The organism is Janthinobacterium sp. GW458P (assembly GCF_002127585.1).
In the GTDB taxonomy this organism is placed as follows: Bacteria; Pseudomonadota; Gammaproteobacteria; order Burkholderiales; family Burkholderiaceae_D; genus Janthinobacterium.
Genome location: NZ_NEGZ01000032.1, coordinates 14677 through 38966, shown reverse-complemented (window position 1 = coordinate 38966; position 24290 = coordinate 14677). Strand labels below are relative to the sequence as shown.

Genomic DNA, 24290 nt, shown 5'->3' with positions numbered 1-24290 from the left:
AAAGGCCGGGGTCGTACCCTCAGGGTACGACCCCAGTGTCCGCCGTAGGGTTTAATTTACAAGATCACCCACTGCCCCTTGATGCGCGCTTCCAGCGGCTTGAAGTTGATCTTATACGCCATCTTCGGGCTTTGTTCTATCCAGTAGCCCAGGTAGATATACGGCAGGTTCAGTTCGCGCGCCTGCGCGATCTGCCACAGCACGTTGTAGGTGCCGTACGAGGCGCCGGCCACGTCGGGATCGAAAAACGTGTAGACGGACGACAGGCCGTCGGCCAGCACGTCGATGATGCTGACCATGCGCAGGGTGCCGTCCGGCTCGCGGAACTCCACCAGGCGCGTGTTGACGCGGCTTTGCAGCAAAAATTGCGCGTACTGGTCGCGGCTGTCCTGGTCCATGCCGCCGCCCGCGTGGCGCGTGCTCTGGTAGCGCAGATACAGTTCGTAGTGTTCGTCGAGGAAGGACAGGCTGGCCACGCCGGCCTGCAGGCTGGCATGCCGCGTCCAGGCGCGGCGCTGGTTGCGGTTGGGCGTGAACTCGCCGGCCACCACGCGCACGGGGATGCAGGCCTGGCAGCCGTCGCAATACGGGCGGTAGGTAAAAATGCCGCTGCGGCGAAAGCCGTTGCGCACCAGTTCCGAATACACGTCGCTGTTGATCAGGTGCGAAGGCGTGGCCACCTGCGAGCGGGCCTGGCGGTCGTCCAGGTAGCTGCACGGGTAGGGCGCCGTCGTGTAGAACTGCAGGGTGGCAAACGGTAGTTCGTTCAGGTGCGTCATGCTGATCCTGTCTGGTCTGTCCGCGGCGTTGTGCCTGGCGGTGTGCCTGGAGCTATCATAGCTTTTTTATGCGGGTGGCGCAGCATGCCAGTCGGTGATTTGCGCTGCTTCAATAGCGACGCGCACATGGGCCAGGAAGCGGGCGCGCGAAATGGGCGCCGCGCCCAGCGAGGCCAGGTGTTTTGTTTCTTGCTGGCAGTCAATCATGGCCACGCCGCGCGCTTTCAAAAAGCGTACCAGGTGCGCCAGCGCGATCTTCGAGCCGTCCGAGACGCGCGCGAACATCGATTCTCCATAGAACATGCGCCCGATCGACACGCCATACGCGCCGCCCACCAGTTCGCCGTCCAGCCACAGTTCGGACGAGTGCGCGTAGCCCAGCTTGTGCAAGCCCGTGTAGCCGGCGATGATCTCGTCGGAAATCCAGGTGCCCGGGCCGTCCTTGCGCGGCCCGGCGCAGGCGCGCATAACGGCTTCGAAGTCGCCGTCGAAGCGCAGCTGCCAGCGCCCGTCCGTGGCGGCGCTGCGTTCGACCTTGCGGATCGCCTTGGCCAGGCTGTCGGACACCTTGAAATCCTGCGTCATCAGCACCATGCGCGGATCGGTGCTCCACCAGAGGATGGGCTGGCCTTCGGAAAACCAGGGAAAGATGCCGTGCCGGTAGGCGTCAAGCAGGCGCGCGGGCGACAGGTCGGCGCCGGCCGCCAGCAGGCCGGGCGCCTCGTCGGTGAGGGCGCACGCGACGTCGGGAAACGGGGTATGGATATCGAGCCAGGGAATCATGCGGCGTCAAAGGGGGCAGGTGAGGGGCTTATTCGGCGTCGGCGCGCGCCATCGGACGCGTGATGTCGCCCGTATGGACGCCGTAGCTGCCGCCTTCGCGGATTTTCACGCGGTCGGCAAAGAACAGTTCCAGGGTGGCGCGGATGGTGGGGAAGGCCAGGTCATCCCAGGGAATCTGCGCTTCCGTAAACAGCTGCACGTCCAGGCTTTCGATGCCGGGCGCGAAATCGAGGTCGCGCAGGCGCGCCAGGTAGAACAGGTGCACCTGGTGCACGCGCTGCACGTTGAGCAGCGAAAACAGGGGCCCCAGTTCGATATTGGCGCCCGCTTCCTCCACCGTTTCGCGTTCGGCCGCATCCGACGTCGTTTCATCGTTTTCCATGAAGCCGGCCGGCAGGGTCCAGTAGCCCAGGCGCGGCTCGATGGCCCGCTTGCACAGCAAGACCTGCAGCTGGCCATCCTCTTCCCACACGGGGATGGAGCCGACCACCATTTTCGGATTCTGGTAATGGATGGCGTCGCAGTTGGCGCACACATAACGGGGACGGTTGTCGCCTTCCGGAATGGACAGGCTGACAGGATGGGCGCATTCGGAGCAGAATTTCATGGGCAGGCTTCGGGAAAGAGGGCATCGGGCAAGACGATAGTGTAACGCTTACTGTACACCGATTGCGTGCGCCGTGGCGTGACGGGCGGACACAATGCCAACCGGCAATTGGCCGAACGTTTAAATTAAATCGCTCTATTGCAGTCGAAGTTGAGATAGCTATTGCCTAATTCTCCCCTTTGCCCGTATAATTCGAGTGCGGGGTGGAGCAGTCTGGCAGCTCGTCGGGCTCATAACCCGAAGGTCATAGGTTCAAATCCTGTCCCCGCAACCAATACCGGAAAGCCGCTGATTCTTGCAAAAGATCAGCGGCTTTTTCCATTTTTGCCCGTTGGCAAGCACCGCCAGGCGGGCAGCAGTGACATTGTCAATTCACGCCCTTTACGCCGCGCAACAATCTGGTATATAATTCGAGTGCGGGGTGGAGCAGTCTGGCAGCTCGTCGGGCTCATAACCCGAAGGTCACAGGTTCAAATCCTGTCCCCGCAACCAATTCGAAGCCGCTGGTTCCTCGCAAGAGGGCCAGCGGTTTTTTCGTTCTATGGCGCTGCTTCCTGCTGCAGCTGGCGCGCATACACGACCAGCCGCAAGTGGCGGTCCGCGTCGATGGTCAGCGCAGTGTGCTCATACGCGACCTGCTCGCCGCCGATTGTCAGCCGGCGCACGCCGTCGCATGGCGCATGCACGTCGTGGCGGCGCCACCATAGCCTGAATTCGGGCGAGACTTTTTCCAGTTCGTCGACCAGCGCATGGATGTCCGCTTCCTGCGTGGCGCGCGCGTAGTCGCGGCGAAAGCCCGACAGCATCAGCGGCGCCTGCTCTTCCCAGGCCACGAAGCGCGAGCGCAGCTGCGGGTCGGTAAACAACAGCCACAACAGGTTGCGGCGCGCGCCAGCATGCGCGCCGAAGCCGAACAGGGTGTCCGCGCCCGCATTGAACGCCAGCACGTCCCAGCGCAGGTTGAGCACATAGGCCGGATGCGCCAGTTCGTGCATCAATCGGCGCACCAGCGGCGGCACCACGCAAAACGTCTTGCCCTCTTCGGCGGGCGGGCGCGCATGGGCCAGCAGGAACAGGTGGCGGCGTTCCGCCGCATCGAGTTTGAGCACTTGCGCCAGCTTGTCGAGGAAGGCGCTCGAGACGCCGATGTCGCGCCCCTGTTCCAGCCAGGTGTACCAGGTCAGCCCCACGCCGGCCAGCGCCGCCACTTCCTCGCGCCGCAAGCCCGGCGTCCTGCGCCGCCCGCCGCCGGGCAAGCCCACGTCCTCGGGCGACAGGCGCGCGCGCCGCGCCTGCAGGTAGGCGGCCAGTTCATGGCGGGTGCGTTGCAAGGTACGCATGGTGCGGTCTTTCCGGTGAGCCTGTTGCTGCCAGTAATAGCATAAACAGTTAAATTGTAATTGTTTATATTGTATTCCAGAATGCCTGCTTTCTTCCCGAAAGCTTGCCCATGTCTGACTATTCTTCCTCCCGTGCCGCCGCGCCTGCCGCCGCCGCGCTGCCCGCCACCGTCTACCTGATCGCCGTGGGCGCCTTCGCGCTGGGCATGGCGTCGTATGTGACGGCGGGGCTGATGCCGCTGATCGCCGGCGCGTTTTCCGTGTCCGTGGCAATGGCGGCGCAGCTGGTGACGGCGTTCACCCTGGCCTACGGCCTCGGCTCGCCTCTTGTCGTGGCCTTGCTGCCGGCGCGCGCGCAGCGTTCCGGCCTGCTGGGCGCACTGGGCGTGTTCGTGCTGGCGAACGGGGCCAGCGCGCTGGCCGGCGATTTTGCCGGCTTGCTGCTGTGCCGGGCCGTCGCCGGCGTGGGCGCGGGCGTCTACCTGGCGCTGGGCATCGCGGCGGCGGCAGGCGTGGCGACGGCGCCGCAGCGCGGCAAGGCCATCAGCGTGATCATGGGCGGCATGGCGGGCGGCACGGTGCTGGGCGTGCCGTTGAGCCTGTTGCTGGCGCAGCAGCTGGGCTGGGCCGCTGCCCTGTGGCTGGTCGCCATCCTCGGCGCGCTGGCGCTGGCGGGCTTGCTGTGGCAGCTGCCGGTGCTGCCGGAAGTACCGGCGTCCTCGTTGCGCCGCAAGCTGGCCTTGCTGGCCGACGGACGGGTGCTGGCCATCCTGCTCGTGTCGCTGCTGGCCGCCATCGCCAGCCTGGGCATGTACACGTTTATTGCGCCGCTGCTGGCCTGGTCCGCGCAGGGGACGGCGATTTCCGCCACGCCCTTCCTGTGGGCCTGGGGCGTGGGGGGAATCGCTGGCAGCGTGCTGGTCGGGCCATGGGCCGACAGGGTGCGGCCGCCGAAGCTGACCTTGTTCATCTTGCTGCTGCTGGCGCTGGCCTTGTGCGCGCTGCCGCTGGCGGCCGGCTGGTCGGCGTGGCTGATGCTGGCGCCCATCGTGCTGTGGGGCGCGTCCGGCTGGGCCCTGCAAGTGCCGCAGAACCAGCAGCTGCTGGCCGTGCGCGCGCGGCAGGGCGACGGCAACCTGGCCATCGCCCTCAATGAATCGGCGCTGTACCTGGGCAGCGCCATCGGCGCCGCCATGGGCGGGCTGCTGCTCCTGCTCGACTGGCCCGCATGGCTGCTGGCAGCCGGCGCCGCCGTGGTGGCCGCCATGGCGGTGCTGCTGCAGCTGGCGCTGTGGCGCAAGCGGGCGCAGTAAGCCTGCGCTGTCCTGGCGGCGATACGCGGTTCAGCGAGGCTGCTCCAGCTGCGCGTACACGGCGTTGGCGATCTTGCCCAGCTCCTTTTTGGGCAGATTTGCCGAGAGGGCGTAGCCGAGCTGGCCGTCGATCCAGTAAAACACGCTCAGTTCCTTCTCCTGCGTGTAGCGGAAGGCCGTTTCCTGCCTGCCGGCCCGCTCTTTCGCCACATACAGGGTCAGGCGCTTGCCGCCGCCATCCTCGTACATGAACTGCGCCACGGGCCCGTCGCCGTCGCCGGGCAGCAGGCGTCCGCCGATCAGCTGGTAGCCCAGCGGCGACAGCACGGGCGGCTGCAGCTGCGCGCCCAGGCGCTTCGACAGCCATTGCACCAGGTGCGCTTCCTGTTCCGCGCCCACTTCCACGGGGTGGCGCACTTCGGGCGTGTAGACGGCGTGGGCGATGGCGGCGCTGCGCGCCAGCATGCGCGGGCTGGCGCCAGCATCCGCATTGCCGGCGTCGCCACGCAGCAGCCATCCGCCCGCGCCGCCGGCAACCACCAGCACGACGGCTGCCGCCGCCTGCATGGCGGGGCGGTACCAGGCACGGTTTGCCGCCGGCGGCGCCGCTGCCTGCAGCAAGGACCGCGGCATGGCTTCTTCCTGCACGGGATCGAACAGGGCGCGCAACTGGCGGTTTTGCTCGCGCCAGGCGCCGACGCGGGCGGCGTCCTGCGGATGCGCGCGCAGGTGGGCGTCGACGGCCGCGCGCTGTTCCTCGGGCAGGACGCCGTCGGCCAGGGCGTGCAATTGCGCTTCGCTGATGGCTTGCCTTGTCATTTCACGACTTTCAGGGTGGGCGCGCCGCTGTCGCCGGCGGGGCGGCCGTCGAGCAGCGCGCGCAGTTTGTCCCGCCCGCGCGACAAACGCGACATGACGGTGCCGACGGGGATGCCCAGGGTGGCCGCCACCTGCTCGTACGGCATCTGTTCCAGCGCGACGAGCAATATCACTTCGCGCTGCGCCAGCGGCAAGCGGGCCAATGCCGCATCCATTTCGCCGATGGCGATGGCTTGCCCCGGCGCGCGCTCCGGCGCGGGCAGCACGGTGTCGTCGTCGAGCTCCTGCAGGGGCAGGCCGGGGCGGCGCAATTGGTCCACGTGCAGGTTATGCATGATGGAAAACAGCCAGGGCCGCATCTCGCCGCCCCGCTGCCACTGATCGAGCTTGCGCCAGGCCCGCTCCACGGTGTCCTGCACCAGGTCGTCCGCGTGCAGGGGGCCGGCCAGCGCGCGCGCATAGCGGCGCAGGCCCGGCAGGCAGGCTTGCAGCTGGCGGCTGTCCTCTGGCGTGGTCATCGTGGCGGCGCGGCGCGATGCTTAAGGCTTGGCGACGTGCCAGACGTTCTTGAAATTGTCGCCGGCCACGTCGCCCGGCTTCTTGTCTTCCTTGTACAGGTACAGGGGCTTGCCCTTGTAGGTCAGCTGCATGGCGCCGTTGTCTTCGCGCTTGATGCTGCCATACGGGGCGGCGGGCGCCGCTTCGGTGGCGATGACGGCGGGCCAGGCGACCAGGCAGCCGCCGCTGCAGGCGCTCTTGCCGCTGTCGGCGACATCCTTGTCGAACACATACACGGTCATGCCGCTGGCGTTGACCAGCATGCCGTTGGCGGGCATGACGTCGGCGGCGAAAGCCAGGGGGGCGGACAACAGGGCGGCGAGGGTGGCGATAGTGGTAAAGCGCATGATGGTCTCCTTGAGGTGTGGTGGGCTTGCAAGGGATGGACGCATGCCGCCCACCGTTTATTCCCGCTCGTTTGACATATTTTTTGCCGGCGCATGCAGGCTGGCCCACAGGTGGGCGGCCGCCATGGTGCGGTGCGGCGCGTACTGGCGCAGCCACTGTTCCGTGCGCGCCATGTCCGGCTTGCTCTCTTCGCCGAGCAGCTTTTGCAGGGCGGCGCGGATGGCCACGTCGCCGTGCAGCGAGCAGTCGGCGTAGCCGTAGCCGCGCAGCAGCGCGTAATTGACGGTCCACGGGCCGATGCCCTTCACGGCCAGCAGCGCCTGCGAAATGGCCGCCACGTCGCCGGAGGAAGGCAGCTCCAGCGACAATTTTCCCTCGTCGACGAGGCGGGCCAGGCGCAGCACGGTTTCCGCCTTGGCGCGCGAGAATTTGCGGCTGGTCAAATCCTCGACGGACAGCCGCGCCACGTCGCGCGCCTCCGGGTAGCACCACAAGCCGCTGCCGTGCCGGCGCCCCGCCTGCAAAATAAACGTGCGGCGCAGGGCGATGGCGAACGGCAGGTTGATCTGCTGGCCGATGATGGCCCACGTCAGCGCCTCGAAGGGGCTGGCCGATTGCACGATGCGCAAGCCCGGATTGATGCGGATCAAAGGCGCCAGCAGCGGATCGCCTGCAGCCAGCCGGGCAAACGGCTGCGGGTCGATGCGCAGGCCGAGGATGTTGAGCAGCGCGCCGTGCAGCGCCGTTTGCAGATCGTCACTGGCGCTGCCGTCGATCTCGGCGCGGCAGACGGCCGCAGCGTCCGTGAAGGCCACGTCCAGCACCACGGGCACGCCGTCAAGCAGGATGCCCTTGCGCAGTCCCGTAGCGGTGACTTGTTCGGCCACGGCTTCCCCGTCGCGGCTGTGGAAGGCGATCACGTCGTCGCGGCGGTAGCCGGCGGGCAGGGGGAGGGTCCAGTGCAGCAGATTCATGGTGGCCAAAATCAGGGAAGGTAGCAGGGGCGCGCCGCTGGCGCATCTTGTTTCTTGCTTTTCAGGCGTCAGCGCACGCAGAGGCCAGGGTTGGGCGGCGTCAGGGCGGCCGCGTGCTGGATCTGCAGGGCGTCGGGCACGCCATTTTTCACGGCCGTCAGCTCGGCCAGGATGGAAATGGCGATTTCGGCCGGCGTCTTGCTGCCGATGTACAGGCCGATGGGGCCGTGCAGGCGCGCCAGCTGGTCCGCGCTGACGTCGAACTGCAGCAGGCGCTCGCGGCGTTTGGCGTTGTTGGCGCGCGAACCGATGGCGCCGACATAAAACGCGGGGGATTTGAGTGCTTCCATCAGGGCCAGGTCGTCGAGCTTGGGGTCGTGCGTGAGGGCGACGACGGCGCTGCGGCTGTCGAGCTTCAAATCGAGCACGAGATCGTCCGGCATGGCGTGCAGCAGGGGCACGCCGGGCACGTTCCAGCCGCCCCGGTATTCTTCGCGCGGGTCGCAGACGATGACGTGGTAATCCATGGCCATGGCGATTTGCGCCACGAAGCGCGACAGCTGGCTGGCGCCGATGATCAGCAATCGCCAGCGCGGGCCGTGCTGCGTGGTGAGCACGCCATTTTCCAGGGCCAGCACGGCGCCCGGCGCGGCCGTTTGCAGGGTGGCGGCGCCCGTGCCCAGGTCGAGCCGGCGTTCGACCAGTTCGTGCGCTTCCAGGCGCGCCAGCAGTTCTGCCACGCGGCTGCCCGCATGCAGCGGCTCGATGGCCAGTTCGATGGTGCCGCCGCAGGGCAGGCCGAAGCGGTGCGCCTCGTCGGCGCTGATGCCGTAGCTGACGATGTCGGGCCGCGTGCGCACGATGCCGTGCACGCGCACGGTGTCGATCAAATCATCCTCGATGCAGCCGCCGGAGACGGAGCCGACCACCGTGCCGTCGTCGCAGATGGCCAGCGTGGCGCCCACGGGGCGGGGGCTGGAGCCCCAGGTCTTGATGACGGTGACCAGTTCGCAGCGGTGCCCGGCGGCGAGCCACGCGGCGCTGGTCTTCAGAACTTCAAGGTCGATGCTGTCCATGGGGGGCGGGAGTTACATGCCGTATGTTTGCGGCAAAGTATGGAAAAGTATTCAAGATTGTGGATATACTACCTGTTCCACCACCCTGCGGAGAATTTTCATGTCAAATGAAGTCAAGACGCAAGAAGAGGGTATTCCCAAGTTCGGCAAGCTGCTCGTCATCCTGTTCCTGGCCGTGGTGTTCTGCGGCGCCCTGACCTGGATCATGGGCACCTACTTCCCGAACTTCCCGGGCGCCTGAGCAAACCTGCTGCGCGTCGCGCTTTGCGGCCTGCGATGCTCACCGGCTCGGCGCCCCCGTACTAAAGTACGGTTGCGCTTCTTAGCCACAAATCACTGCCGCTCGCGACGGTTTTGTCAGGCGCCACTTTGCTAAGGCTTGAGCGGTTTCTTGGCCGCCTGCTTGGCGCGCACGTCGATGACGGCGCGGTTGATGGCCGCCATGCGCGAGTTGGTGCCGGGATGCAGGGCCGTGTAGCCGTTGGCGACTGTCGCCGGCACTTGCGTGGCCAGGCGCTGCCAGAAGCGGGCGGCGTTATCGATATTGTAGCCGGCGCGCGCCAGCAGGTAGATGGCCAGGGCGTCGGCTTGCGCGTCGAGTTCCTGCGGCATGGCCTTGATGCCGGCGGCGCCCGTCAGCATCGATACGTCGGGCTGCACGGCGCCCAGGCTGTCGATGATGGCGCCGGCCGTACCGGCCGTGCGCTGGCTGCGCGCGTGGTCGAGGATGTTGTGCGCCATTTCGCGGGCGGTGACAAAGGCGATGCCTTCGTCGTTTTGCGCCGCATTGATCATGCCGCGCGTGAGCATGATGCGCGCGCCGTCCGAATAGGCGTTGATATTGTCCGCATTGCCCAGGGCGACGCGGAAGGCGCAGGCGCGCGTGACGGGAATCTTCAGGTCCTGCTGCTGGCCGTCGCGGGCGATGGTCATGTTCAGGCTGGCGCTTTTCGAGGCCAGCGGTCCGACGATGGCGCCGAACGGGCCTTCCGCCTTCGGGCCGGCCGGCAGCGGCTTGCCTTCGGCGGCCAGCAAGCCGTCGCCCTTGCGCAGGCCGGCGCGCGCGGCGCCGCTGCCCGGCAGCACGCCGGAGACCTGCATCTGCTCGCCATAGCCGAGCGCCGCCTGCGCCGCGTCGGCATAGATGCCAGGGTAGGAATACTTGTTCTGCGCCGTAAAGCCCAGCAGGTTGCGCGCATACGTCTTGCACAGGTCCGCATTGTTGATCAGCAGGGGCGCCGAGACTTTCGACAGGCGGTCCTGCAGGGCCACCATCTTCACCAGTTCTTCCTGCGCCGCCTTTTGCTGCGCCGTCAGAGCCGGCGCGTCGGGCGCCGGCACGACGTTGAACGGGCCGCTGACATGCGTCGCCGGCGTGGTGCAGCCGGCCAGAATGGCCGCGCCGGCCAGCAGGAGGGGCGTGGCCAGTCGGCGCAGCGAAGTTGGGGCTGGGATCAGATGGCGGAAACCTGGCATAAACTTATTCCTTCTTGTCGCTCCAGACAAAACCTGCTGCGCGGCGCCGGTCGCGGCCTCAAACGTTCACTGTGCATACGCACCGCTCCGCTTTTAGCCACAACTCACCCGCCCGCTGCGGTTTGTCAGTCGCTGTTAATGTTTGCCGGTGCTGCCAAAACCGCCAACACCGCGTTCGCTGTCGCCGAATTCCTCGACGACGTTAAAGCCCACTTGCAGCACCGGCACGATGATGAGCTGCGCCAGGCGTTCCATGGGATTGAGCGTGAATGCGCTCTGGCCCCGGTTCCAGGTCGATACCATCAGCTGGCCCTGGTAATCGGAATCGATCAAGCCTACCAGATTCCCCAAAACGATGCCGTTTTTGTGGCCCATGCCGCTGCGCGGCAAAATCATGGCCGCATACGACGGGTCGCCGATGTGGATGGCCAGGCCGGTGGGAATGAGCACGGTCTGGCCGGCCTCGATGGTGATGGACTCGGCTATGCAGGCGCGCAGGTCCAGGCCGGCGCTGCCCGGGGTGGCGTAGGCCGGCAGCAGTTCTTGCATGCGGGCGTCGAGGATCTTGATGTCGATATTTTTCATGAATCTAAATGAGCTAATGCGTATAAAGGGTTACTTGAGGAGCGAGTTTTTTGCCAGCCGCTTTGAGATTTCCGAGATCAGCTGGCGCGCCAGGTTCAGTTTCGAGGCGCGCGGCAGCACGGTATGGCCATCCTCGTCGAAGAGGATGATGGTGTTGTCGTCCTGGCCAAAGGTGTTCTGGCCGATATTGCCGACGAGCAGGGGGATGCCCTTCTTTTCTCGCTTGACCGAGCCGAATTCCACGAGGTTTTCCGATTCGGCGGCGAAACCCACGCAATACGGATAGCCGGCCAGGTTGGTGCGCGCCGCCACGGTGGCCAGGATGTCGGGATTTTGCGCGAACAGCAGCTCGGGCACGGAGCCGTCGGCCTGCTTTTTCATCTTTTGTTCGCTGGCGTTGACGACCCGCCAGTCGGCCACGGCGGCGACGGCGACGAAGACATGCTGGTCTTCGACATGGGCCAATACCGCATCATGCATCTGCTGCGCGCTTTGCACATTGATGCGGCGCACGCCGAACGGCGATTCGAGCGCCGTGGGACCGGAAATGAGCAGTACTTCGGCGCCCGCTTCGCGCGCCGCCCTGGCCACTGCATAACCCATCTTGCCCGAGGACAGATTGGTAATGCCGCGCACAGGGTCGATGGCCTCGAAAGTGGGACCGGCCGTGACCAGCACGCGCTTGCCCGCCAGGACTTTCGGCTGGAAGGCGGCGATCAGCTCCGTCAAGAGCTGCTCCGGTTCCAGCATGCGGCCCAGGCCCGTTTCGCCGCACGCCTGTTCGCCGGCCGCCGGGCCGAAGATCTGGATGCCGTCGTCGCGCAGCTGCTGCACATTGCGCTGCGTGGCCGGGTTCTGCCACATTTCCACGTTCATGGCCGGCGCCACCAGCAGGGGCAGGTGGGCCGGGCGGGCCAGGCACAGGGTCGACAGCAGGTCGTCGCACACGCCGTGCGCGAGTTTGCGCATGAAGTCGGCCGAACACGGCGCGATCAGGATGGCGTCCGCATGGCGCGTCAAATCGATGTGCGCCATGTTGTTGTCGATGCGCGCATCCCACTGGCTGGTGTGCACGGGGTGGCCGGACAGCGCCTGCATCGTCACGGCCGTGATGAAATGGCTGGCCGCATCCGTCATCACCACCTGCACCGAGGCGCCGGCCTTTGTCAGCGCGCGGCACAGTTCCGCCGCCTTGTAGCAGGCGACGCCGCCCGAGAGTCCCAGGACAATTTTTTTGCCGGACAATTCCATGCCGTTCTCCTGCTTGTCTATTTGTTTACACGGCGCAGTTCATCGATGATGAACAGGGCCGCGCCGATGCAGATGGCGCTGTCGGCGATATTGAAAGCGGGGAAATGGCCCCAGCTCTTCCAGTGAAAGTCGAGGAAATCGACCACGTGGCCGTACACCAGGCGGTCGATGGCGTTGCCCAGCGCGCCGCCGAGGATCAGCGCCAGGGCCCAGCAGAACATGCGCTGGCCGGCGTGCTTTTTCAGCAAATAAATGATGTAGATGGCCGCCGCCAGGGCGATGCCGGTGAAGAAATAGCGCTGCCAGCCGCCCTGGTCGGACAGGAAGCTGAACGCGGCGCCCTTGTTGTACGCGAGCACCAGGTTGAAATACGAGGTGATGACCATCTCCTGCGCATAGCGGAAGGTCTTCAGGATCGTGATCTTGGTGATCTGGTCGAACAGGATGACGATGGCGGCAATGCCCAGCCAGGGCACCAGCGACGATGAAGAGGACGATTTCGATGAAAAACGGTTTTTAGTGGCCATATTTTTCCAGGGAAGATAAAGCCGCCGCCTGGCAGCAGGCGGCGGTTGGACTCATAGCATACAACGACGGGCAAAATCGTAGCGAGCGGCAGCGAGGCTCGGCGCCCCCGTTGGCCCGAGACGCGCAGCTGTACTTTAGTACAGCGAGCATCGCAGGCCGCAAATCGCGACGCGCAGTAGATTTTGACGACGTTGTTTAGGCGAAACGGCGAACTTCGCCCTTTCCAAACAGGTTGCTGACGCAGCGGCCGCACAGGGTGGCATGGGCGGCGTCCGTGCCCACGTCGGCGCGGTAGTGCCAGCAGCGCTCGCACTTCGGCGCCGTCGACGCGGCCACGAGCACTTCCTCTGCCGCTTCGTCGGCGACTTCGGCCACGGTTGCCTGCGAGGTGATGAAGACGAATTTCAAGTCGTCGCCCAGGGTGGTCAACAGCTTGTATTTCATCGGCGCGGCCTTGATCGTCAGCTCCGCCTGCAGCGAGGAACCGATGGCGCCCGAGGTGCGCAAGTCTTCCAGCTGCTTCGTGACGTCCGTGCGCACGGCGCGCAGGGCCGTGTATTTTTCCAGCAGCTCGGCCGCGCCCGAAACTTCCGGCAGCTGCCACCAGGTTTGCGTGAAGATGGTTTCATCGCTGGCGGCATACGCTTCCGCGCCGGCGAACACTGCCCAGGCCTCTTCGGCAGTGAACGACAAGGCCGGGGCCATCAGGCGCAGCAGGCTTTGCGTGATGTGCCACAGGGCCGTCTGCGCCGAACGGCGCGCGTGCGACGTCAAGCCCGAGGTGTACAGACGGTCCTTCAGGATGTCCAGGTAGAAGCCGCCCAGGTCTTCCGAGCAGTAGGTCTGCAGCTTCGACACGACGGGGTGGAATTCGTAGCGCGCGTAATTGTTCTCGATCTGCTGCTGCAGCGAGGCCATGTTGGCCAGCGCATAGCGGTCGATTTCGAACATTTCCGCCACCGGCACGGCGTCCGTGGCCGGATTGAAGTCCGAGGTGTTCGCCAGCAGGAAGCGCAGGGTGTTGCGGATGCGGCGGTACGATTCCGTCACGCGTTTGAGGATTTCATCGGAGATCGACAGCTCGCCCGTGTAATCGGTCGAGGCGATCCACAGGCGCAGGATGTCCGCGCCCAGGGTGTCCGAGATCTTTTGCGGCGCCAGCGTGTTGCCCAGCGACTTGGACATCTTCTTGCCTTCGCCGTCGACCGTGAAGCCGTGCGTCAGCAGCGCCTTGTACGGCGGACGGCCGTTCAGCATCGACGACACGAGCAGGGACGAGTGGAACCAGCCGCGGTGCTGGTCCGAGCCTTCCAGGTACAGGTCGGCCGGGAATTGCAGCTGCGTCGAGTGCGAACCGTGGGCCTGCGGGCCGCCCAGCACCGTCTGGTGCGTGGCGCCGGAATCGAACCACACGTCCAGGGTATCCTTGTTCTTGGCGTAGATGGCCGCTTCGTCGCCGATCAGGTCCCGCAAGTCCAGCGCCTGCCATGCCTCGATGCCGTCCTTTTCGATCAGCTTGGCCACCTGCTCCAGCAGTTCCGGCGTGCGCGGATGCAGGTCGCCTGTTTCCTTGTGCACGATGAAGGCCATCGGCACGCCCCACTGGCGCTGGCGCGACAGGGTCCAGTCGGGACGGTTGGCAATCATGCCGTGCAGGCGCGCCTGGCCCCAGTCCGGGAAGAACTCGGTGTCGGCGATGCCTTGCAAGGCCGTCTCGCGCAGGGTCGCGCCGCCGTCCTTCGGCGTCACGTCCATGCCGGCGAACCACTGCGACGTGGCGCGGTAGATGATCGGCGTCTTATGACGCCAGCAATGCATGTAACTGTGGTCGAACATCTTGACTTCGAACAAGGCGCCTGCTTCTTTCAGGGCATTGCAGATCGGTTTCGACGCTTCCCAGATGCTCATGCCGCCGAACAGGGGCAGGGTCGAGGCGAATTTGCCGTCGCCCATGACGGGCTTGATGAAGTCGTCGTCCTTCATGCCGTGCGCCTTGCACGAGATAAAGTCGTCCAGGCCGTAGGCGGGCGCCGAGTGCACCACGCCCGTGCCGCTTTCCGTGGTCACGTATTCGGCCAGGTACAGCGGCGACAGGCGGTCATAGAAGGCGTCGGACGCGTGCAGCGGGTGGCGGAAGCTGATGCCGGCCAGGGCCGCGCCGTCGCAGGTGGCGATCGTCGTGCCATCGAGCTTGAAGCGCGCCAGGCTGGCCACGACCAGGTCTTGTGCCAGGATCAGCAGCAATGGCTGGCCGTCGCGCTCGGTCTTCACCAGCGAATATTTCACTTCCGGGTGCACGTTGAGCGCCTGGTTCGACGGGATGGTCCACGGCGTGGTGGTCCAGATGACGATGAAGCCGTTATCGGTCGGCAGTGCAGGCAGGCCGAAGGCTTGCGCGATTCGTTCAAATTCTTTGAATTTGAACCCGACGTCGATGGCGGGATCGCGCTTTTCCGCGTATTCCACTTCCGCCTCGGCCAGCGCCGACTGGCAGTCGAAGCACCAGTTGACCGGTTTCAGGCCGCGGTAGACATAGCCTTTTTCCAGCAGCTTGCCCAGCGCGCGCAATTCGTCCGCTTCATTGCCGTGCGCCATGGTCAGGTAGGGGTTGTCCCACTCGCCCAGCACGCCCAGGCGGATGAAATCCTTCTTCTGGCGCTCGACCTGCACGTTGGCGTAGGCGCGGGCCTTTTCCAGCACTTCGGCCGTCGGCAGGTTCTTGCCGTGCAGTTTTTCGATCTGGATCTCGATCGGCATGCCGTGGCAATCCCAGCCTGGCACATACGGCGCGTCGAAGCCGGCCAGCGAGCGCGACTTGACGACCATGTCTTTCAGGATCTTGTTGACGGCGTGGCCCAGGTGAATGTCGCCGTTCGCGTACGGCGGGCCGTCGTGCAGGATGAATTTCGGCCGGCCGGCGGCAGCCTTGCGCACGCGCTCGTAAATCTTCTTGTCTTGCCATTGCTGTACCCATTGCGGCTCGCGCTTGGCCATGTCGCCGCGCATCGGGAATGGGGTTTCCGTCATGTTGACCGGGTATTTGCTTTCAGGCTTCTTGTTCTGCTTGGGCGTGGCTGGCTTGTTTTGATCGGACATAGTCTTCTTTAATGATATTGAATGGTTTGCGGCGGCAGGCGCCGCCAGGCGGCGGAGTTGGCCGGGATCAAATTCGGTCGGTGGCCGTGATGGCGCCGCTGCGCTGCTCGAACCAGGCGCGGGCCTGGTTTGAGTCGCGCTCGATGGCGGCCGTCAGGGTGGGCAAATCGTCGTATTTCTCTTCGTCGCGCAGCTTTTGCAGGAATTCCACGCGCACCAGCTTGCCGTAGCACGATTGCGCGAAATCAAACAGATGCACTTCCAGCAAGACGCGGCCGCTGTCGTCGACGGTGGGGCGCACGCCGAGGCTGGCCACGGCGGGCAGCGGCAGCGGTCCCAGGCCGTGCACTTGCACGATGAAGACGCCGGACAGGGCGGGGCGGTGCGCCACGCGCAGGTTCAGGGTGGGAAAACCCAGGGTGCGGCCCAGCTTCTGGCCGTGGATCACATGGCCGGAAATGGCGTAGGGATGGCCCAGCAGCTGCTGCGCCAGCGGGAAGTCGCCGGCGGCCAGGGCCAGGCGCACGGCGGACGAGGAAATGCGCGTGCTGCCATTCATGACCGTCGCCAAAGTTTCTACGTGGAAACCATATTGGCGGCCCGCCTCCTGCAGCATGGCCACGTCGCCGGCGCGCCGGGCGCCATAGCAGAAGTCGTCGCCGACCATCAGCCATTTCACGTGCAAGCCGTCAACGAGGACTTTTTCCGTGAATTCCTGCGGCGTCAGGGCGGCGAACTGGGCGCTGAAGTGCTCGACGACGACCCGGTCGATACCGGCGTCGTCCAGCGATTGCAGCTTGTCGCGCAGGTTGGCGATGCGCTGCGGCGCCTTCGACAGGTCGCCCGCGCGCTGGGCGAAGAATTCGCGCGGGTGCGGTTCGAACGTCATCACGGCCGCTTCAATGCCGAGTTCGGTGGCAGCTTCGCGCACGCGCGCCAGCAGGGCCTGATGGCCGATGTGGACACCGTCAAAATTGCCGATGGTCAGAGCGCAGGGCGCTCGAGCCTGGGCATTGGGAAGTCCGCGGAATACCTTCATAGGAATCTGATGAAAAACTGTGCCAAATGGGAGATTATACGGACTGTTTCAGGGATGCACAGCCGCAAGGGCGGCCAGAGCGGTAATTTCCCCCTGAAATGGACAAAAAGCGTTGCCGGCACAGGGCGGGCAACGCTTTTTGACATATTGCAACACTACCAACATCGCACAACAGCGTAGCGAGCGGCGGTGATTTGTGGCCCGGAAGCGCCCTCGTACTTGCATACGGGGGGCCGAGCCGGTGAGGTGCGCAGGCGGCAAGGCGCGCCGCGCAGCAGCCTCGGTTGATGCCGGCTTATTTCAGCATCAGCGACCAGTAGCGGGCCAGGTCAGCTGCGCCATCCGTGCCTTTGACGGCTTTCAGGGCGTTTTGGGCATTGGATTTCTTGCCAGCCACGCCGTAAGCGATGCCCAAGTGCAATTGTGCTTCTTCCTGGTACTTGGCGCTGCCCATCTTCACGGCCTGGTTCATCAGGTCCAGGCCCTTGTCGGCCTGGCCATCGGAAACCAGGGCGAAGCCCAGCTTGCTCAAGCTGTCGGCGTCCTTGTTCTTGATGTACTCGGCTTCCGACTTGGCGGCGTTGGCCTTCAGGTCAGCTTGCGTCTTCAGGGCTAGGTCTTTCAGGCGCTGGTGGCGGGCCGCATCGGCGCCCGTACCCAGAATGCCTTTTTTGTAACCCTGGTCGATGATTTTCAGCGCTTCGCCTGGATTGCCCGCTTGCAATGCCAGCTGGCTGATTTCCATGTATTCGGAGGGCTTGGTGAACAGGCCGTTGGCCAGGCGCAGGCGCTGGACATCCAGGCCCAGGCGTTGCGAGAAGCCTGGCTTGCCCGAAACGCGGTTCAGCAGGTCGGCCCAGTAGCTGGTCTTTGGATAGTTGCCTGCCAGTTTTTCCAGCGTGGCCACGTAGCCGGCCTTGTCATTCTGCTTCAACTGGATGTTGGCCAGCATCTGCAGGCTGCTTTCCGAGTTGCCGCCGCGCGATTGCAGCTCTTTCGCCGCCGCTGCATAGTTGCCGCTGACGTAGTAGGTCTGGATCAGCAGTTCGCGCATCTGTGGATCTTCGCGGTCTTTCAGCGAGCGGTTGATCCAGGTGATGGCGTTAGGCCAGTCCTTGGCGCGGTAGTACATGCCGGCCAGGGCTTGCGTGAATTTGGGGGCTTCGGCGGCGCCCAGGCGGCCGGAATTGATGACGGCTTCAAAGGCCTTGATGGCGGTCGGGTTGTCGCCGGCTGCGGCGGCGGCCGAAGCGCGCACGCGTTCGATCTGGTAGCTCTCAAAGGCGGTCTTGCCGCCAACGCTGTCAGCTTCGCGCAGCTTGGCCAGCGCTTCCTTGTTTTTGCCGCTGCTAGCGAGTTTTTGCGCTTCTTGCAGTGGCTTGCCCACTTCGGCGCGCACGGTGTCGGCGGCGTATGCCAGCGAGCCCAGGCCGATTACAGGAGTTGCTGCGGTAAAACCGATAGCGGCCATGACGAGGCCGAGATGAGCGAGACGAAACTTGGACATGAGAAAGTCTTTCAGTAAAAAGCGAATAGGCAGGAAGTCCTGCCTATTCGGATGTAAAGAGAACCTGATTGCTGCAGCTTACTGGAATTGCTCGTTGCCGACCAGACCGATTTTGGTCACGCCCAGACGCTGGGCCGACGCCATCACACCGGCGACGACTTTGTATTCCACCAGCTTGTTGGGGCGCAGATGCACTTCCGGCTGGTCCGCTTGCGCGGCGATGTTGCTCAGCTTGGCTTCCAGTGAGGCACGGTCAGGAACGACCTGATTGTCCCACAAGATGGTGCCGTCAAAATCGACATCGATCGTGACGACCACTGGTTCCGTTGTCGGTGGCGGCGGGGTGCCGACCGGCATGTTCAGGTTCACCGAGTGGTTTTGCTTAGGAATCGTGATGATCAACATGATAATCAGCACCAGCATCACGTCGATGAGGGGCGTCATGTTCAGTTCCATCATTGGTTCCGGATCCGCGTTTGGCGAACTGCCCGAACCGACATTCATACTCATAGTATTTCCTTTAAGAAGTCCAACGAAGCGCCGGGCGAGACTGCCGCCCGGCAAGCTTCCGGCAGTGGCGTCCCTTGTTGCCGGGACGCCGCTGTCAGCCGCTATCAGCCCTTGTCAGGTGGTTCGGTGATGAAGCCGACCTTCTGGATTCCGGCGCGTTGGGTCGTGTAAATAACCCGGCCGATCGATTCGTAGCGTGTTTCTTGGTCGCCACGAACGTGTACTTCCGGCTGCGGTACTTTCACTGCTTCAACTTTCAGATAATCGAACAGTTCGTTCGTATCTTTCAGTTTCTTCTGGCCCAGATAGATCTCGCCATCCTTGTTGACAACGATGTTGACGTTTTCTGGCTTGCTTTGAAGGGCTTGGTTGGCCTCGATCGGCAGATCGATTTTCTGCAATTTGAGGACAACCGGACTGGTGATCAAGAAAATGATCAGCAAAACCAACATGATGTCGACGAGCGGCGTCGTGTTGATTTCTGACATTACTTGATCTTCATCTCCGCTGTCGGAGCCGACGGACATCGACATGATTCTTATCCGATCTTTTTAGCGCCGGCAGCACGGCCAGCTTCGCTGGTCGACATGGCGCCGGAGATCAGTACCGAGTGAACGTCGGCGCTGAACGAGCGTACGTCTTCCATTGCGGTTTTGTTGCGACGCACCAGCCAGTTGTAACCCAGAACGGCAGGAACGGCGACCAGCAGACCGAAAGCGGTCATGATCAGTGCTTCACCAACTGGACCTGCAACTTTATCGATCGAAGCGTTACCGGTCATGCCGATGTTGGTCAGCGCGCCATAAATACCCCAAACGGTACCGAACAGACCGATAAACGGTGCGGTCGAACCAACGGTTGCCAGGAACGACAGGCCATCTTGCAGACGCGATTGGACTTTGTCCGAAGCGCGCTGGATCGACATCGTCACCCAGGTCGACAGGTCGATTTGTTCCAGCAGGGCGCCGTCATGGTGAGCCGTTGCCTTGGTGCCCGATTCAGCGATGAAGCGGAATGGCGAGCCTTCGGTCAGGGTTGCCGAGCCGGCAGCGATCGAAGGCGCTTTCCAGAATTTGGCAGCCGTTTCTTTGGCTTGCTTGAAGATCTTCATTTGATCCATCAGCTTGGTGATGATGATGTACCAGCTGCCGATCGACATGATGGCCAGGATGATCAGGGTGGCGCGTGGCACGAAGCCGCCGTCCCACACTGCTTGCAGGCCGAACGGGTTGTGCACTTCTTCGGTTTTGGCTGGCGCGGCTGCGTCAGCGGCTGGAGCGGCTGCGTCTGCTGCTGGAGTTGCTGCGGCATCAGCAGCTGGTGCTGCCGGTGCAGCGTCTGCCGCTGGAGCCGAAGCGGCTGCCGATGCTGGCGCGTCAGCGAAAGCTGGTGCTGCTACCAGGGCGGTAGTAGCGGTGACGGACAACAGAACCGCGGCAAAAAATGCGGACAAACGGGTATTCTTAAACATGCTTCCTCCAAAATTAAAAATAACAGATCGCTGAACGTAATGACAACGAAATCATGGTGTGAGACAGGGGATAACTGTCTCGGGTTTTAATCCAGCGACCAAACGTATTGCATTTGCTGCCAGCCTTGTTCCGGCTTGCCGTCGACTGTTGCCGGCTTAAATGTGCAGCGGCTGATGCCTTGCACCGCAGCTTTGTCCAGGTCTCTGAAGCCGCTTGACTTCACGATCTTCGAATCAGCGACCTTGCCATCCACACCGATCAGGAAGGACAGTGTCACCACACCGGTTTCCTCATTGCGCTGCGACGACTTTGGATAAGCCGGCTTTTCGCAGACACTGAAGTCAACCACGGCCGGCGTACGCACCGATTTGGCTGGTCCAGGAGTTGGCGCAGGCTGTGCAGGCGGCGATGGCGGTGCCAATACATTCGTGGCTGGCTTCACAGCAGTCGTATTTGCAATCACGTTCTGTTGTGGTGGCGGCTGCTGCACGTTCACCTCGACTGGCGGAATGAATGGCGGCGGTGGTGCCTTCATTTCTGGCGGCGGTGGTGGCGGTGGAAGATCCTTCGGTGGAGGCGGTTTGACTTCCTCGATAATCTTGGTTTCAACCGGTTCCATCATTTTGGTGACCAACCGCTTGCCCAAGCCCGTCACGATCCCGTAAGCCGCGAGAACGTGCAGCAGGACAACGATAGTGATGCCTGTGTAGTTCTTGGGACTTTTCTCGTTCGAAAAATTCATGCCTGCTTTCTCCAAATACCATCTCTTGTCTTGCAACTGAACCCCAAAATGACGACACAAAGCTCCAGCCGTATCCGGGACGTCGCCGAATTATACATACGAATTCTTTATTTTACACAGATTTTTAACGCCTAAAACCGGTTAAATTTTTGGCGCTTTTGCGCCCTGAAAACGTACTTGCTTATGTCATCTTTGCACGCTTTCGGACAGAAAAAAAGGCGGTCTTATCGGTTTTTTACAGCCGTTTTGGGCTACCACTGCTAAGTTCTCCGATGTGCCGATCTGGCGGAATTATATTTCGTGATATCCAATATGGAAACTGCTAAATTTGGATGAAAATCTTTCCTTTTGGAAATGTTTTGCCTCGGAACCAGACCACTTAGCCTTTCGTTCGCACCAAACAGGTGCGGAAAGAACTTTGCACAGGTCAAAAAAGACGGCTCCGGCGTCCCTTTCGAGGCCGCTCAGCCATACTGAATTGTGATGCCGGCATAGCGCGCGCTTATGTTCTTGCCAAAATTCTTGCCAGGAAGTTCATTTTTTGAGGCCATTCCGGCAGGCAAGGCCGTTCGCCGCGACCGGCCCTAGGTGCGTACGACGGGGTCGTCGCGCCGGTTGCGTTTTTCCCGGCGGCAATTGAGCGTGCCCAGCACGACGCCCTGCGGATCGACCGTGTCGAGGTGCACGTCGAAGCCCCACAGGCGGGCCACGTGCTTGAGCACTTCCGTCGCCTGCTGGTTCAGCGGGCGGCGCTGGAACTGCGTGTGGCGCAGGGTCAGCGCCCGGTCGTCGCGCGTGTTGACGGACCATACCTGGATGTTCGGCTCGCGGTTGCCCAGGTTGTACTGCTCGGCCAGCTGCTGGCGCACGTAGCGGTAGCCGGCGTCGTCGTGGATGGCGGAAATGGCCAGTTTTTCATTCTTGTCGTCGTCGAGCACGGCAAAGAAGTGGAATTCGCGGATCAGCCGGGGCGACAGGTACTGGGCGATGAAGCTTTCATCCTTGAAATTGCGCATGGCAAAGTCCAGGCTCTTGCGCCAGTCGCTGCCGGCCATGTCGGGAAACCAGGCGCGGTCTTCGTCGGTCGGGTGTTCGCAGATGCGGCGGATGTCGCTCATCATGGCAAACCCCAGCGCATACGGATTGATGCCGCTGTAGTACGGGCTGTCGATGGGCGGCTGGTAGACGACGTTGGTATGGCTTTTCAGAAACTCCATCATGAAGCCGTCGCCCACCACGCCTTCGTCGTAGAGCTGGTTCAGGATCGTGTAGTGCCAGAACGTGGCCCAGCCCTCGTTCATGACCTGGGTTTGCCGCTGCGGATAGAAATACTGCGAAATCTTGCGCACGATGCGCACCATCTCGCGCTGCCACGGTTCCAGCAGCGGCGCGTACTTCTCGATGAAGTACAGCAGGTTTTCCTCGGGTTCGGGCGGAAAGCGGGGCGCGGCCTTGCGCTGCTCGCCCTCGTCCTCGTCGTCGTCGCGCCGGGGCAGGGTGCGCCACAGCTGGTTGATCTGCGACTGCACATATTCTTCGCGCTCTTTCTGGCGCGCATATTCCTTGGCCATCGACAACTTCGCCGGCCGCTTGTAGCGGTCCACGCCATAGTTCTGGATGGCGTGGCAAGAGTCGAGCAGCAATTCCACGGCGTCGACGCCGTGGCGCTGTTCGCATTCGCTGATGTAGTTCTTGGCAAACACCATGTAGTCGATAATGGCGTCCGCATCCGTCCAGGCGCGGAACAGATAGTTGCCCTTGAAGAAGGAATTGTGGCCGTAGGCCGCGTGCGCGATCACCAGCGACTGCATGGTCAGGCTGTTTTCCTCCATTAAATAGGCGATGCAGGGGTTCGAGTTGATGACGATCTCGTAGGCCAGGCCCATCTGGCCCCGCTTGTAGCTTTTCTCGGTGGACAGAAAATGCTTGCCAAAAGACCAGTGGTTGTAGGAGACGGGCATGCCGACGGAGGTGTAGGCATCCATCATCTGCTCGGCCGTGATGATTTCCAGCTGGTTCGGATAGGTGTCGAGGCCGAACTGTTTCGCCACGCGGCGGATTTCTTCGTGGATTTGCTCGATCAGCTCGAACGTCCATTCCGACTGCTCGGGCAGGGCGTTCGGGTGGCGCAGGCGCACGAACGGTTCGCCCGGAGTATTGCTGGCGCGGTCAAAGGCTGCACTCATTATTTCACCTGTTTCTTGAACAGTTCGCGGAAGACCGGGTAGATATCGGCCGGCGTGACGATCTTTTGCATGGCGAAATGGGCGTGATGGTCGAGCACGCCCGCGTATTGCTCCCACAGGTTTTGCTGCGGGCCGTCCGTGATCTCGACATAGGTGTAGTACTGCACCTTGGGCATGATGGTATTAATTAAGAGCTGGCGGCACAGCACGGAGTCGTTGTCCCAGTTGTCGCCGTCGGACGCCTGCGCCACATAGCTGTTCCACTGCCCGGCGCCATAGCGTTCGTCAATAATAGTATTGAGCAAGTGCAAGGCGGACGACACGACGGTGCCGCCCGATTCGCGCGAATTGAAGAAATCATGCTCGTTGACTTCCGCCGCCGCCGTATGGTGGCGGATGAACACCACCTCGATCTTGTCGTAGGCGCGCTTGAGGAACAGATACAGCAGGATGAAGAAGCGCTTGGCCGTGTCCTTGCGCGATTCGTCCATGGAACCGGAGACGTCCATGATGCAGAACATCACGGCCTGCGTCATGGGCTTGGGCACCTTGATGCGGTTGCTGTAGCGCAAGTCGAACGGGTCGATGAAGGGGATGGCCAGCAGGCGCGTGTGGATGTGGTGGATCAGGCGGCGCAATTCCTGCACCAGCACGTCGTCCTCGGGCGCGCCGTCGAGCAGCAGGGCGGCCAGGTCTTGCTCGGCCTGCGCCAGCTGCTTGCGGGCGCCGCCGCCGACGGCGATGCGCCGCCCCAGCGCGCCGCGCAGGGAGCGCAGCACATGGATGTTCGACGGCGTGCCCGACATATTGTAGCCGGCGCGCTGGTTCTTGAATTCCGTGGTGGCCGTCAGCTGGGTTTTCACCATGTGCGGCAATTCCAGGTCTTCGAAGAAATAATTCATGAATTCTTCGCGCGACAATTCAAAGATGAAATCGTCTTCCGTCGTCTCGTCGCTGTTGCCCGCCTTGCCCCGTCCGCTGCCACCGCCGCCTTTCGGCCGCGCGATCTGGTCGCCTTTCAGGTATTCCTTGTTGCCGGGATTGACCACTTCCCACACGCCGCCGTGGGCGTGGCCGAACGACGGTTCGCCCACGTCCTTGACGGGGATGCTGACTTTCTCGCCATTCTCGACGTCCGTGATCGAGCGCCCCTTGATGGCGCGCCCCACGGCATCCTTGATCTGGCCCTTGTAACGCCGCAGGAAACGCTCGCGGTTGACGGCGGATTTATTCTTGCTTTGCAAGCGCCTGTCGATGAGGTATGTCAAAGGGTGCCTCCTTGCTTCTCGTCTTGCGCGCCC

General features: G+C 63.1%; 24 protein-coding genes and 2 tRNA genes. 4 read left to right on the top strand and 22 right to left on the bottom strand.

The window, feature by feature from the left end; genetic code table 11:
* Positions 1-56: 56 nt before the first annotated feature.
* From CBW50_RS17705 to CBW50_RS17695, 3 genes are all read right to left on the bottom strand, one after another.
* Entirely contained in the window at positions 57-779 is a 723-nt protein-coding gene (locus CBW50_RS17705; RefSeq protein ID WP_086146775.1) for an arginyltransferase, read from the bottom strand.
* A gap of 66 nt (positions 780-845) precedes the next feature.
* A complete protein-coding gene (gene aat / locus CBW50_RS17700; protein WP_086146774.1) occupies positions 846-1562 on the bottom strand; it encodes a leucyl/phenylalanyl-tRNA--protein transferase in 717 nt (238 codons plus the stop codon).
* A 28-nt stretch (positions 1563-1590) separates the two neighbouring features.
* Positions 1591-2169 carry an NUDIX hydrolase gene (locus tag CBW50_RS17695; protein ID WP_034747557.1) on the bottom strand — a complete coding sequence of 193 codons (579 nt, stop codon included), beginning with the start codon at positions 2167-2169 and terminating at the stop codon, positions 1591-1593.
* Between the two features lie 197 nt (positions 2170-2366).
* On the opposite strand from CBW50_RS17695, the gene CBW50_RS17690 reads away from it, so the two are divergent.
* Both CBW50_RS17690 and CBW50_RS17685 read left to right on the top strand, forming a co-directional pair.
* Positions 2367-2443, top strand: a tRNA-Met gene (locus tag CBW50_RS17690).
* A gap of 141 nt (positions 2444-2584) precedes the next feature.
* A tRNA-Met gene (locus CBW50_RS17685) sits at positions 2585-2661 on the top strand.
* Between the two features lie 47 nt (positions 2662-2708).
* Here the strand turns inward: CBW50_RS17685 and CBW50_RS17680 are convergent.
* Entirely contained in the window at positions 2709-3509 is an 801-nt protein-coding gene (locus tag CBW50_RS17680; protein ID WP_086146773.1) for a helix-turn-helix transcriptional regulator, read from the bottom strand.
* A gap of 110 nt (positions 3510-3619) precedes the next feature.
* Between CBW50_RS17680 and CBW50_RS17675 the strand changes: the two genes are divergently transcribed.
* Positions 3620-4822, top strand: a complete 1203-nt coding sequence (locus CBW50_RS17675) for an MFS transporter (RefSeq protein WP_086146772.1) — start codon at positions 3620-3622, stop codon at positions 4820-4822.
* Between the two features lie 30 nt (positions 4823-4852).
* Here CBW50_RS17675 and CBW50_RS17670 read toward each other — a convergent pair whose 3' ends face one another.
* The 5 genes from CBW50_RS17670 to CBW50_RS17650 form a co-directional block, all read right to left on the bottom strand.
* Positions 4853-5641: an anti-sigma factor gene (locus CBW50_RS17670; protein ID WP_086146771.1), complete on the bottom strand. Its 789-nt coding sequence runs from the start codon at positions 5639-5641 to the stop codon at positions 4853-4855.
* Complete coding sequence (locus tag CBW50_RS17665) at positions 5638-6159, bottom strand: RNA polymerase sigma factor (protein ID WP_086146770.1); 522 nt, start codon at positions 6157-6159, stop codon at positions 5638-5640. The genes CBW50_RS17670 and CBW50_RS17665 overlap by 4 nt, the downstream gene beginning before the upstream one ends.
* A 21-nt stretch (positions 6160-6180) precedes the next feature.
* Complete coding sequence (locus tag CBW50_RS17660) at positions 6181-6546, bottom strand: hypothetical protein (RefSeq protein ID WP_086146769.1); 366 nt, start codon at positions 6544-6546, stop codon at positions 6181-6183.
* A gap of 57 nt (positions 6547-6603) precedes the next feature.
* Complete coding sequence (locus CBW50_RS17655; RefSeq protein ID WP_086146818.1) at positions 6604-7521, bottom strand: DNA-3-methyladenine glycosylase; 918 nt, start codon at positions 7519-7521, stop codon at positions 6604-6606.
* 68 nt (positions 7522-7589) lie between these two features.
* The gene (locus tag CBW50_RS17650) at positions 7590-8597 is read right to left on the bottom strand and encodes an XdhC family protein (RefSeq protein ID WP_086146768.1); all 1008 of its coding nucleotides are present in this window, start codon (positions 8595-8597) and stop codon (positions 7590-7592) included.
* A gap of 100 nt (positions 8598-8697) precedes the next feature.
* On the opposite strand from CBW50_RS17650, the gene CBW50_RS29435 reads away from it, so the two are divergent.
* The gene (locus tag CBW50_RS29435) at positions 8698-8838 is read left to right on the top strand and encodes a hypothetical protein (protein ID WP_170909650.1); all 141 of its coding nucleotides are present in this window, start codon (positions 8698-8700) and stop codon (positions 8836-8838) included.
* Positions 8839-8969: 131 nt separating this feature from the next.
* On the opposite strand, the gene CBW50_RS17645 is transcribed toward CBW50_RS29435, so the two are convergent.
* From CBW50_RS17645 to CBW50_RS17585, 13 genes are all read right to left on the bottom strand, one after another.
* Positions 8970-10073, bottom strand: coding sequence for a M48 family metallopeptidase (locus CBW50_RS17645; RefSeq protein ID WP_086146767.1), 1104 nt, complete (start codon positions 10071-10073; stop codon positions 8970-8972).
* A 135-nt stretch (positions 10074-10208) separates the two neighbouring features.
* On the bottom strand, positions 10209-10658 hold the full coding sequence (dut, locus tag CBW50_RS17640; RefSeq protein WP_070289098.1) for a dUTP diphosphatase: 450 nt from the start codon (positions 10656-10658) through the stop codon (positions 10209-10211).
* Between the two features lie 30 nt (positions 10659-10688).
* Entirely contained in the window at positions 10689-11909 is a 1221-nt protein-coding gene (gene coaBC / locus CBW50_RS17635) for a bifunctional phosphopantothenoylcysteine decarboxylase/phosphopantothenate--cysteine ligase CoaBC (protein ID WP_086146766.1), read from the bottom strand.
* 17 nt (positions 11910-11926) lie between these two features.
* A complete protein-coding gene (gene lspA, locus CBW50_RS17630) occupies positions 11927-12436 on the bottom strand; it encodes a signal peptidase II (protein WP_086146765.1) in 510 nt (169 codons plus the stop codon).
* Between the two features lie 196 nt (positions 12437-12632).
* A complete protein-coding gene (gene ileS / locus CBW50_RS17625) occupies positions 12633-15533 on the bottom strand; it encodes an isoleucine--tRNA ligase (RefSeq protein ID WP_086146764.1) in 2901 nt (966 codons plus the stop codon).
* A gap of 67 nt (positions 15534-15600) precedes the next feature.
* Positions 15601-16572: a bifunctional riboflavin kinase/FAD synthetase gene (locus CBW50_RS17620; RefSeq protein ID WP_086146763.1), complete on the bottom strand. Its 972-nt coding sequence runs from the start codon at positions 16570-16572 to the stop codon at positions 15601-15603.
* Between the two features lie 295 nt (positions 16573-16867).
* Entirely contained in the window at positions 16868-18079 is a 1212-nt protein-coding gene (locus CBW50_RS17615; protein WP_086146762.1) for a tetratricopeptide repeat protein, read from the bottom strand.
* A 78-nt stretch (positions 18080-18157) separates the two neighbouring features.
* A complete protein-coding gene (locus CBW50_RS17610; protein WP_193068824.1) occupies positions 18158-18589 on the bottom strand; it encodes a biopolymer transporter ExbD in 432 nt (143 codons plus the stop codon).
* Between the two features lie 104 nt (positions 18590-18693).
* Positions 18694-19122 carry a biopolymer transporter ExbD gene (locus CBW50_RS17605; RefSeq protein ID WP_071322342.1) on the bottom strand — a complete coding sequence of 143 codons (429 nt, stop codon included), beginning with the start codon at positions 19120-19122 and terminating at the stop codon, positions 18694-18696.
* A gap of 5 nt (positions 19123-19127) precedes the next feature.
* Positions 19128-20060, bottom strand: a complete 933-nt coding sequence (locus CBW50_RS17600) for a MotA/TolQ/ExbB proton channel family protein (RefSeq protein WP_216356370.1) — start codon at positions 20058-20060, stop codon at positions 19128-19130.
* A gap of 86 nt (positions 20061-20146) precedes the next feature.
* Entirely contained in the window at positions 20147-20803 is a 657-nt protein-coding gene (locus CBW50_RS17595; protein ID WP_086146759.1) for an energy transducer TonB, read from the bottom strand.
* 584 nt (positions 20804-21387) lie between these two features.
* Complete coding sequence (locus CBW50_RS17590) at positions 21388-22989, bottom strand: SpoVR family protein (protein ID WP_086146758.1); 1602 nt, start codon at positions 22987-22989, stop codon at positions 21388-21390.
* The gene (locus CBW50_RS17585; protein ID WP_086146757.1) at positions 22989-24257 is read right to left on the bottom strand and encodes a YeaH/YhbH family protein; all 1269 of its coding nucleotides are present in this window, start codon (positions 24255-24257) and stop codon (positions 22989-22991) included. Before CBW50_RS17585 ends, CBW50_RS17590 begins: the two co-directional genes overlap by 1 nt.
* Positions 24258-24290: the final 33 nt, after the last annotated feature.